The sequence below is a fragment of the Chitinimonas sp. BJB300 genome, from assembly GCF_002735695.1.
In the GTDB taxonomy this organism is placed as follows: domain Bacteria; phylum Pseudomonadota; class Gammaproteobacteria; order Burkholderiales; family Chitinimonadaceae; genus Chitinimonas.
In genome coordinates, this window is the sequence record NZ_PDZH01000138.1 from 1 (window position 1) to 8,927 (window position 8,927).

General features: G+C 54.8%; 5 protein-coding genes. 2 read left to right on the forward strand and 3 right to left on the reverse strand.

The annotated features are described in order from the left end of the window. Positions 1 to 277 precede the first annotated feature (277 nt). Together CSQ89_RS17855 and speB are read right to left on the reverse strand one after the other, a co-directional pair. Positions 278 to 2,026 (reverse strand): M14 family metallopeptidase, encoded by a 1,749-nt coding sequence (locus CSQ89_RS17855; protein ID WP_199065673.1) that lies wholly within the window; start codon positions 2,024 to 2,026, stop codon positions 278 to 280. 477 nt (positions 2,027 to 2,503) lie between these two features. Continuing rightward, complete coding sequence (gene speB / locus CSQ89_RS17860; protein ID WP_099407444.1) at positions 2,504 to 3,469, reverse strand: agmatinase; 966 nt, start codon at positions 3,467 to 3,469, stop codon at positions 2,504 to 2,506. Between the two features lie 453 nt (positions 3,470 to 3,922). On the opposite strand from speB, the gene CSQ89_RS17865 reads away from it, so the two are divergent. After that, positions 3,923 to 5,791 carry a tetratricopeptide repeat-containing diguanylate cyclase gene (locus CSQ89_RS17865; protein WP_099407440.1) on the forward strand — a complete coding sequence of 623 codons (1,869 nt, stop codon included), beginning with the start codon at positions 3,923 to 3,925 and terminating at the stop codon, positions 5,789 to 5,791. Positions 5,792 to 6,310: 519 nt separating this feature from the next. Beyond that, positions 6,311 to 7,606 carry an NAD(P)/FAD-dependent oxidoreductase gene (locus tag CSQ89_RS17870; protein ID WP_099407441.1) on the forward strand — a complete coding sequence of 432 codons (1,296 nt, stop codon included), beginning with the start codon at positions 6,311 to 6,313 and terminating at the stop codon, positions 7,604 to 7,606. 3 nt (positions 7,607 to 7,609) lie between these two features. Here the strand turns inward: CSQ89_RS17870 and CSQ89_RS17875 are convergent, their stop codons facing one another. Beyond that, complete coding sequence (locus CSQ89_RS17875; protein WP_158229032.1) at positions 7,610 to 8,380, reverse strand: substrate-binding periplasmic protein; 771 nt, start codon at positions 8,378 to 8,380, stop codon at positions 7,610 to 7,612. Between the last annotated feature and the right edge of the window lie 547 nt (positions 8,381 to 8,927).

Genomic DNA, 8,927 nt, shown 5'->3' on the forward strand with positions numbered 1-8,927 from the left:
TGAATGCCTGAGCATCAAGACGCAGAAGAACCCATTCGCACTTTGCCGCAAGTTACTGATCAACGCCTCCCGCGCGGCTTATGATCAGTTACAGCTGCTTCTCGCAGCTACTGCGTAACATCAGTTCCGCATTAGGAACTGTTTACGATCTTAACTGTGCAGCCGTGATCAGAGCTTATGTGCTGCTCAAAATCCTCATGTACTTTATGTACATTCCGGTTTTTGCGCTGCGCTTCACTCTGCTGACGGCTGCTTGTGACAGATCGTAAACAGATGCTTAGTTCACTTTCAGGAACGATGCAGTGACTGCCCCCCAATTACCATCCGCATCGCGTGAGCGTACATAGACGAGATGCTGGCCCACACTCAAGCTGCTGGTACTAATCGAACCCGTGATGGCTTCGGTTTTGGCGTTAAAGCTGCCATCACTCGCGGCCAACGCCACTGGCGTCGCGCCGGCAGTCCATGGTGGTGTATCGATGTAGTACTCCGCCTGCGAGATATTCTGCGTGGGCTCGGTGCCGTTGCTGTTATTGAAGCGGATGTCGGTGGCGCTTCCTGTCAGGGTTACCAGCGTGCCTTTGGGTACGCCGGTGGTGGCGGCATCGCTACTGAGGTTGACCACGGTGACATCGGGGCCTGTCGGGGTGAGGTAAGGGGTGCGCACGACTTTTGCAGCGTAGATCAGCGCCTGCAGGTTTTTCGGTTTGATGGTGTTGTTGTAGGTGCTGCAGCTTTGGAAGAAGGACGTACCTAGCTCAATCGTGAAAGCCGCAACGCCGAGTTCGCCATAGCTGATGGCATCGCTGGTGCCATCGGTGGCGTAGAGTCCGATGGACTGCTGGGGCGTGTAGTTATTGAAATAGGCGAATTTACGACCCAGTGTTTGCAGCGCGGGGCCATTGGGTGCAGGGGTGGATCGGTCACCCCATGGCCACAGCACAAGTTGGCTATAGCTATGGATATCCATGTGGATACCGCTGGTTGTCGGTGGTGCAGCATCACCTACATTCGGGCCGCGTTGGTCGGGCCACAGCGTACGTACATAGGCTTCAAGCGCCTGGACTTCCGGCTCGGAACCGGCGGAGATTCCGCGATAGGTTTCGTTGCAGGGGTTGCCGCTTGATCCGGAACCGCCGGTGGAGTTCCAGCTCTGGGTGAAGTTACGGTTGAGATCGGCCCCGCGGTAATTACTGTTGGCTCCGCAATACGCTGTATTGGTGTTCTTCCGCCAGGAAAGACCGCTCTCCGCTTTTTTGCGGCCGTCGGGATTGGTTTGCAGCAACAGATGGACTTCGTGGTTATCGAGTATCCAGGTTGCATCTGCATTGGTGCCATAGCCATTCACCAACCAACGGGCAAATTCCAATACCAACGGTGCTGTGGTGTATTCACGGGCGTGAATGGCGCTGTTGATGAAGAGCTTGGGCTTATCGCCCGCAATGGCGCTGTTGGTAAGCTTCAGCACCCGCATGTCGTAGCCGCCACGCGCGTTTTTCTTTTGCCACGAATCCCCTATATCAATCCAGCTTGCCAGCGAAGGCTTGCTACCGGCCAGTGCGGCCGCGGCGGCAAAGGTTTCTTCTACGGTTTCGTAGCACGAATAGTTGGGGATGGAGAAGATGCTGGCATTGGGACTGCTTTCACCGCTCATAGCGCGTTTACGGCTGAGCGACTGGATTTGTTCGATCAGTTGCTTACGTTGCGCCATGAATTCGGTTGCGGGCTTCATGTTGAAACCAAAGTCGCGCAACTGCGCAAGCTCTTGCTGGTTTAGTTCCAATACCAGGTAACCGTCATCGTAATTGGATTCGAGCAAGGCGTGATGGAAGCTGATTGCTGCCTTACGCGCCATGGTCAAATCCGGAAAGTAAGCCTTGTAGACATCCGTTGCGTTTTTTTCCTGCTCCAGCATCTGCTGCACCTGCAGGCTTTCCGACACAGCGCTGGGTTCGTCACCTGCCCATGCCATGGGGGCAGATAAAGCAACCACTGTGGCAAGCCATGCAATCTTCTTGTCTGACATCTTTTACTCCTGGTAGGTGGAGAAACAAGGGTGAGCCGACCCCCGTCGATGCACATGTGTGGGCGGCATACATGATCCTTGATATCGCTGTGCGCCATGGCATCGCGTCACGTGCAGTCTGTACCGCAAGCGTTTGTCGAGCCCGGCTTGTAATGCCAGAAAGTCGTGCCGTGCTCACATCGCGATATAGGGGGTGTATGGTGCCTTTGGTGCTGGAAATCGGCTCTGCTAAGCATGACATGCAGCGCCTGTTTCGCTAACTTTTCACTGGTGCGGACCGAACTTGGTCGTGCAAAAGGAGACACGTCTCGGCAAAGCGAGGCGTGGTGGCTGTTGGAGGATGTCTAAAGTCTGCTGTGCGTCAGCAATACGGCGTTGAAAACACCCTCGGAATACGTATTTACCCACGCGTAAACGCCGCTTCCTCGGCTGTTTTCGCCTTGTCTTGCTTTAGCTCGCGAGACTTTAGGCAGGTTCTTAACGCTGTTTGACCAGCTTTTGATTACGCAGCACGCACAGTAGGTCGGCTGCAATATGCGCTGCAGCCAGGGCGGTGATCTCGCTTTGGTCGTACGGGGGCGAAACCTCCACCACGTCCATGCCGATCAGATTCACCGGCCCCATGCCGCGCACAATATGCAATGCTTGCGCGGTGCTCAGGCCGGCTGCCACCGGTGTGCCGGTACCGGGTGCAAAGGCTGGGTCCAGGCAGTCGATATCAAACGTGAGGTAGGTGGGCCGTTGGCCGACGATATCGAGCACCCGCTGCAGGGTTGCTTCGGGGCCGTGGGCGTGCACCCAGGGGGCATCCAATATCTGTACGCCCATGAAGTCATCGTTCCAAGTACGAATGCCGATTTGCACCGAGGTCTTGGCGTCAATCAGTCCCTCTTGAATCGCTTTGTAAAACATGGTGCCGTGGTTAAGGCTGGCGGTGTTGTCATCGGGCCAAGTATCGCAATGCGCGTCGAAATGGATCAGGCTCAGCGGTGCGCCAAATCGCTCTGCATGGGCCTTGAGCAAGGGGTAGGTAATGAAGTGGTCGCCGCCCAATGTCAACATGGTGGCACCGGAAGCGAGGATGGTGCGCGCGTGTTCAACAATGCTGGGTACGATGCTGAGGGGGTTATGCGCGTCGAACCAGCAATCGCCATAATCGATGACTGCCAAGTCTTCAAAGGGGTCAAATCCCCACGGGTAGGGTTTGAGTTCGGCCAGTTGCACACTGGCTGCCCGGATTGCCGCTGGGCCAAGTCGTGCGCCAGGACGGAAGGTCGTTGCCAGATCAAGCGGCACACCGCTGATAACGACATCGGCACCATTGAGGTCACGGCTGTAATTACGCCGCATGAAACTCAAAATGCCGGCGTAGGTGTTTTCGAGGGTGCTGCCATAGAGGGTAGGGCGCTGAATGGCGCTGTCACCTAATATTGATTGGGTCATATAAGACATCTTTCCGACGGTTTCCTGAAAAACGGCCTTCTTAGAACTTGTTTACAGATAGAGGCGTTTCCAGACTTATCCGATTGCGTCCCCCGGCTGGGTCAAACAGGGGTTGGTTACGGGCGACTCCCATCCATTTTTCTACAGCCGACGCGTGGAGGCTGCGCGAGTGGCGTTACTCAGAGTACAAAGCTTATCGCAGCTATCAGCCGCTGCAAATTTGAGGTGCGCAATCACTCCGTCCTTGGCTTATTGTTTTAAGAGCCTATTCACGATCTTGCTATGCAGCCATGCCATATTTTGTGCGTTGCATAGAAGCGCGGTTTGAGAGAGGGGACGTACTGCTAAGGACGTCGCCAGCAAGGCGGGGGCTGCGCAGTGCTTTACACCATGCATGAGGATCAATGATCGTTATTGAACAGACGCCAACAGACTCTGAAGCTATGAAACGGCATGCTTGACCGCTATTTTCCTCCGCTGCTGCTTTTGCTCTGGCTATGCCTGTGTCCTGCCTTTGCGGCAAGTTACTGGGATGTGCTGAGCCGCAGCCTGCATGATGACCCTGTCAGTGTCAGCGAGCGGGCTACCCAGCTGCTGGATGACTATCGTGACAAGGGCGACAAGCCTAACGAACTGCAGGCTGTTTTACTGCTGGTTCAAGCCAAGATCACCACGCAGGAATTCCGCTCGCTCGATGCGTTGCTGCCGCGTGGTTTGGTGTTGGCCAAGGAGCAAGGCAACAGCGCGGCTGAAGCCAGATTACAACTGGCCGATGTGCGTCGTTTGGCCCTGCTGGGTGATAAAAAAGCCGCGAACCGTCTCCTCGATACGGTATTGGTACGAACCCAGAACCCCAAGCTGTCCCGCGAACGCGGTATGGCTTATATCGAGCAGGCGCTGCTGTTGCAGGATCAAAATCGTGTCAGCGAAGCATTGCCGTTGTTATTCAAGGCCTACACGCTTTTCAGTGATCTGGGCTTGCAGGTGGAATCGGGAGAGGCACTGAACAGCATTGGCAATGCCTACATCAATATGGAAAATTACAAGGAAGCGGGTAACTACTATCAGCGCGCCTTGGCAGGCCTAGACCCGAAGCATGATCGCCATACCCTGGTGGTGCGGCTGCACAATCTTGGCGCCAGCCTTTATCTAAACAAGCAGTTGGCCCAGGCCGAGCGTACATTGCGGGAGGCCTTGAGCTATGCAGAGGGCTTGAAGGAGCAGGCAGGGATTGCCGTGGTCCGCTATCGGCTCAGCCTGATCCTGATTGCACAGCATCAACCCGAGCAGGCGCTTCGGTTGCTGGATTCGGCGCAAACTGTGTTTGAGCGTGACAACAATCTTGAACTGATTTGTCTTAGCCTGCTTGCTCGATCAGAAGCGTTGGCGATGGACGGTGCGCGTGCCAGTAAAGTGGCCCTGGAGGCTTTGGAAAAGGCGCAAACGCTGAACGACCGCATTCCGTCTGAGCGTCGTGAGCTGGCGATGCGTGAGGCGGCCAGCCGCATCTATAAGCTGCTGGGCCGTTATCCGGAAGCCTTGGCTGAACTGGAAGAATGGTCCAAAACCTATCGAAGCAATAATCTGCGGCTCAACCGCGCGTTGCTTACCGAAATGCAGGCGCGTTTTGACGCGCAGCGGCAGCAGGTTGAGTTTGCACTGCTTACGTCGGAAAAAAAGCGGCATGCGGCGGAGTTGCAGGCCGGCCAGAATCGCCGCCTTCTCCTTTGGTTGGGTTTGGCGGCTTGTATTCTTGTTGTTTTGGCCTTGATGTTGCTGTTGTCGCGCCAGATCAGGCAGAAACGCCGTTTTGCTGACTTGGCGTTAATGGATGAGCTCACGGGCGCACCAAATCGACGCCATATCCTGGCCTATGGCAAAGGCCAGCTGGATGCCTGCCGCGCTGTAGGCCAGCCTTACTGTGTGGCCATGATTGACCTCGATCATTTCAAGTCGATCAACGATCGCTTTGGCCATGAAGGGGGGGATATGGTCTTGCGCCAGTTTGCCGCTGCCTGTCAGCATGCCTTGCGCCAGGGGGATTTACTGGGGCGCGTAGGGGGTGAGGAGTGGCTATTGATTATGCCCAGCACCCAGGGCAGTGAATTGCCGCTGGTCTTTACCCGGCTGCGGGATGCCGTGCAGACGCAGGCGATGCCCGGTTTGCCCGCCGAGCTCCGCGTCGCATTCAGTATGGGGGCAGCCGAAGCCATACCGGGTGAGTCATTCGACAAGTTGGTTCAGCGGGCTGATACCGCCATGTATGCTGCAAAAAAGAACGGCCGCGACCAACTTTGCTTTGCGGAGACCGGCAAGCATTAACGTTATGGCTTGGTGCAGGCTTGTTTCTATGAGCAGCGCTGCATACTTCGTGTACTCCCGGGAATCTGAACCTGTTTCATTGCACTGTTGCGTGCCGACGAGATGGTATTGAAAACGCCTTCGGTAGGCTCCTATCCCTTCCTCGGTTATTTCTGCCTTACCCCCGCGAATTGGTAGAACGGTGAACAGCGGTTGCATGTCTTCACTATCGGTTTTTCTGCCATGGATTAGAACCTGCCTAAAGTCTCGCAAGCTAAGGCAAGATAAGGCGAAAACAACCGAGGAAGCGGGGTAAATGAGCATTCCGAGAACGTTTTCAACGCCATATTGCCGAAGCGCAGCAGACTTTAGACAGGTTCTTAGGGGTGTAACAGTGGTGTATTGATGTCTTTCCCTAGCTGGCATCCGTTGAGCGTGCAGCCGAGCCAGCATGCCACAGGCTGGTGTGTTATTCGTACATCGCCTTGTCAATAATATTTAACACCACTAGCATCGGCCCGATTCCTTTCGGAGAGTGCCATGGCCCTGCTTAACCACGCCCATCAATCCCATATCGATTCCTACTATGTCGCCAGCGCTGGCACGGTGCCGGATTACCCAAAACTTGATGGCAGTCAGGACTGCGATGTATGTGTTGTGGGGGGCGGATTGGCGGGTATCTCGGCTGCGTTGAATCTGGCCGAGCGCGGGCTGAAGGTCATCTTGCTTGAGGGTTCCCGGCTTGCGCATGCCGCTTCGGGCCGGAATGGCGGTCAGGTGATCAATGGCTATGCATGTGATATGGATACTATCAGCAATGCCTTGGGTGAAGCTGCAGCTAAGGTGATGTGGGATATGTCCTTGGAGGCGATCCACATTATCGAAGACAGGGTAACGCGTCACAGTATTGATTGCGATTGGACGCGCGGCCACGTAGTCGCGGCAGTGACAACTAGGAAATACCGTGAACTGGTGGATTGGCAGGCAGATGCCGAACGCCGCTTTGGTTACAAGGACTATACGTTGTGGGACAAAACCACGTTACGGAGTCATTTGGATAGTCCACGCTATGCAGGGGGACTGTACGATGCCCTGGGTGGGCATATCCATCCGCTCAAGTATGCTCTTGGACTGGCGCGTGCCGCAAAGGCTGCCGGAGTCCGGATTTTTGAGCAGACACCGGTAAACCGAATCGAGCAGGAACCCAGTCCCCGAGCCTATACGTCAAATGGTGTGGTTTCCTGCCAGCAACTGGTTTTGGCGGCGAATGTATTTATTGATGAGCTGGTGCCGGTGTTAGGCAAGAAAATCATGCCGGTTGGCACCTATGTCATCACAACCGAACCCCTGGGCGAAGCGCGTGCCCGTTCGCTGATCAACCCGAATTTCGCCGTGGCTGATAACCAATTTGTGCTTGATTACTATCGGCTGACTGCGGACCACCGCCTTTTATTCGGCGGCAAGGTCAGCTATTCCGGGTTACCGCCAGCCAATTTGAAGGCGGCTATGCGGCACGATATGTTGCGTGTCTTTCCGCAATTGGCTGACGTGAAGATAGCGCATGGTTGGGGTGGTTTTGTCGATATCACGATGAACCGCGCCCCACACTGGGGACGGTTGTCGCCCAATGTCTACTTCTGTCAGGGTTTTTCTGGCCATGGGGTTGCGGTGACGGGGCTTGCGGGGCGGCTGATTGCCGAAGCTATCGCGGATGGCGGTGAACGACTGGACCTATTTGCCAAGCTTAATCATGCCTCTTTCCCCGGGGGCAAGTTGCTGCGCACACCCAGCCTTGTATTGGGCATGGCTTGGTATCGGTTGCATGACTATTTTTGAGGATTACTCAGGCACTGGAATTTGCCCTTCCGCTCGTAGTTTGATTACCGCCTCATCGAACTCCTTCATGAATGCAGGCAGGTAAGGGAACTTGGCACGTTTGCTGGTGTAGCCGACGTAGGAAAACTCCTTGCCGAGTACGGCAACCTCTGGCATGTCTTTCATATCGAGCTTGAGACGCTTGGCTTCGGTCTCAATCGCGCGGCGGTCGTTGGCATAACAGTCGATGCGACCTTTGATGAGCTTGAGCAGGTTCGACTCGGTGGTTTTTGCCTCGTCCAATTTCAGCTCACCCGCTGCCACCATGTCGAAGAAGGGCTTACCCAATATAAAGAAGCCCGTATTATTGCCAAAACGCAAGCCGGCAAACCCGGCTGGCCATGTGGCGCCTTTATAAGTGCGGGAAATTTTGCTGCTGCATACCAGTACAACCGTTTCGACCAGCAGGGGGAGGGAGTATTCCATTGATGGCCGAACATCAAGTTTCTTATACGGCGGGTAGAATCCGGCGGCTTCACCTACTTCGATAGTTTTGAGCGCGCGTTTCCAGGGCTCTGTCTTCAGCTCGATAGTGAAGTTGGGCATGGTTGCACTGACTTTGTGCAGGATGTCTGCATAGATGCCATGTGCAACACCTGCCGCATCTGCGTAGCTGTAGGGCGAATAGTCTTCATCGCCAATCAATACGACGGTTTGCTTGTCAGCCAGTGTTGGGCATGTAGCAAGCGCGAGGGCCAGCCAAGCCCCGCCGATTTCCCCCCTGGTTTGCCACATGCTCTTGTGCCTCAATCGCGGTTGCCAAGCACATCTGTCTTCAACCATTGCCCAGCTGCCGACATGCTTTTTGAACCTGTTCAACGTCTGCTGCCTAGTTAGCGCTACGAAGTCAAAAATCGCCCTTGCTATGCTCATCTTGCCTTTGTAAGCGCCGCTTCCTCCGCCATACCCGCCTTGTCTCGACCTCATGCGTGGGATTTTGAGCAAGTGCTGGGCGCCAGTAAAAAGCCCTTTCGCTTTAGGTTATGGCGGGTAGCGTTGTAAACGCGCTACGGGTCGCAAATGAGGCAGCAACAAAATGCGAAGCAGTGCATTTAGGAAGCGAAGATGAAAGATAACACTAATCTAATGTATCTCATCGCTATATAATATTGAATATAGCTATATGTCTGCATATGTTACGCGTTATATCAAGTAACTGATGTTACGCAGTGCATACGCTAACCTGTCGCCATGAAGAACAAAGAACTCGATTTGTACACCGACTATTTGCTGAGCACGTTTGGTGCGGCGACAGCAACGGGCTTGTCGGCGATGGTAGGTG

Coding starts and splice junctions, on each gene's coding strand:
- CSQ89_RS17855 (WP_199065673.1), bottom strand. CDS start 2,026: ATGTCAGACAAGAAGATTGCATGGCTTGCCACAGTGGTTGCTTTATCT.
- speB (WP_099407444.1), bottom strand. CDS start 3,469: ATGACCCAATCAATATTAGGTGACAGCGCCATTCAGCGCCCTACCCTC.
- CSQ89_RS17865 (WP_099407440.1), top strand. CDS start 3,923: ATGCTTGACCGCTATTTTCCTCCGCTGCTGCTTTTGCTCTGGCTATGC.
- CSQ89_RS17870 (WP_099407441.1), top strand. CDS start 6,311: ATGGCCCTGCTTAACCACGCCCATCAATCCCATATCGATTCCTACTAT.
- CSQ89_RS17875 (WP_158229032.1), bottom strand. CDS start 8,380: ATGTGGCAAACCAGGGGGGAAATCGGCGGGGCTTGGCTGGCCCTCGCG.